This is a genomic window from Acinetobacter sp. V102_4, from assembly GCF_031799005.1.
GTDB classification, from domain to species: Bacteria; Pseudomonadota; Gammaproteobacteria; order Pseudomonadales; family Moraxellaceae; genus Acinetobacter; species Acinetobacter calcoaceticus.
In genome coordinates this window covers 1-1184 of record NZ_JAVQNR010000013.1, presented here as the reverse complement: position 1 = coordinate 1184, position 1184 = coordinate 1, and the positions used below count along the sequence as shown (strand labels likewise).

Here is a 1184-nt window from a genome sequence, read left to right as displayed (position 1 = left end):
GATGCACAAAAAGTCGATATTTCTCGTTTTAAATACGGTAATCCTGTTTTACCAGGTGAATATAATGTTGACGTTTATGTAAATGGCCAATGGTTTGGCAAACGTCGTATGTTTTTTAAAGCATTAGAATCAAATAAAAATGCTGTAACCTGCTTTACGGGAAATACTCTTGCTGAATATGGTGTAAAACAAGAGATTTTAGCGCAGCATGCTCCTCTTCAAAAAGAAAATAATAGTTGTTATAAAATTGAAGAGTGGGTTGAAAATGCATTTTATGAGTTTGATAACTCTCGGTTACGTGTAGATATCTCGATTCCACAAGTTGCTTTGCAAAAAAATGCGCAAGGCTATGTCGACCCAAGTTTATGGGATCGCGGGATTAATGCTGCTTTTCTATCATATAACGGTAGTGCCTACAAAACATTTACTCAGTCTAGTGATCAAAGCGAAACAACAAACGCATTTATGGGCGTGACTGCTGGATTAAATTTAGGTGGTTGGCAATTACGTCATAATGGACAGTGGCAATGGCAAGACACGCCTACCGAAAATCAATCTAAATCAAGTTATGAAGAAACAAGTACTTACTTACAGCGCGCATTTCCGAAATATCGTGGTGTTTTAACACTTGGGGATAGCTTTACAAACGGCGAAGTATTTGACTCATATGGTTATCGTGGTATCGATTTCTCAAGTGATGATCGAATGTTACCAAATAGTATGCTTGGTTATGCCCCTCGTATTCGTGGTAATGCTAAAACCAATGCAAAAATTGAAGTTCGTCAACAAGGCCAACTTATCTATCAAACAACTGTTGCGCCAGGTAACTTTGAAATTAATGACCTTTACCCTACTGGTTTTGGTGGTGAAATTGAAGTTACTGTTATTGAAGCTAACGGTGAAATACAGAAATTTGCTGTGCCTTACGCATCTGTTGTGCAGATGTTACGCCCTAGCATGAATCGTTATTCTTTAACTGTGGGCCAGTTCCGCGATCCAGACATTGATTTCGATCCTTGGGTTGTTCAAGGTAAATACCAACAAGGTGTTAATAACTACCTAACAGGCTATACAGGCATCCAAGCAACGGAAAATTATGCAGCTGTATTGTTGGGTGCTGCTTTTGCTACACCAATTGGTGCGATTGCATTTGACGTTACACATTCTGAAGCTGAGTTTGAAAA

Annotated in this window: 1 protein-coding gene; it reads left to right on the top strand. The window is 38.7% G+C overall.

All coding sequences use genetic code 11. From position 1 onward, the window contains the following. Positions 1 to 1184: fimbria/pilus outer membrane usher protein (locus RMB13_RS00560; protein ID WP_311084109.1), on the top strand; the 1184-nt coding region annotated here is incomplete at both ends.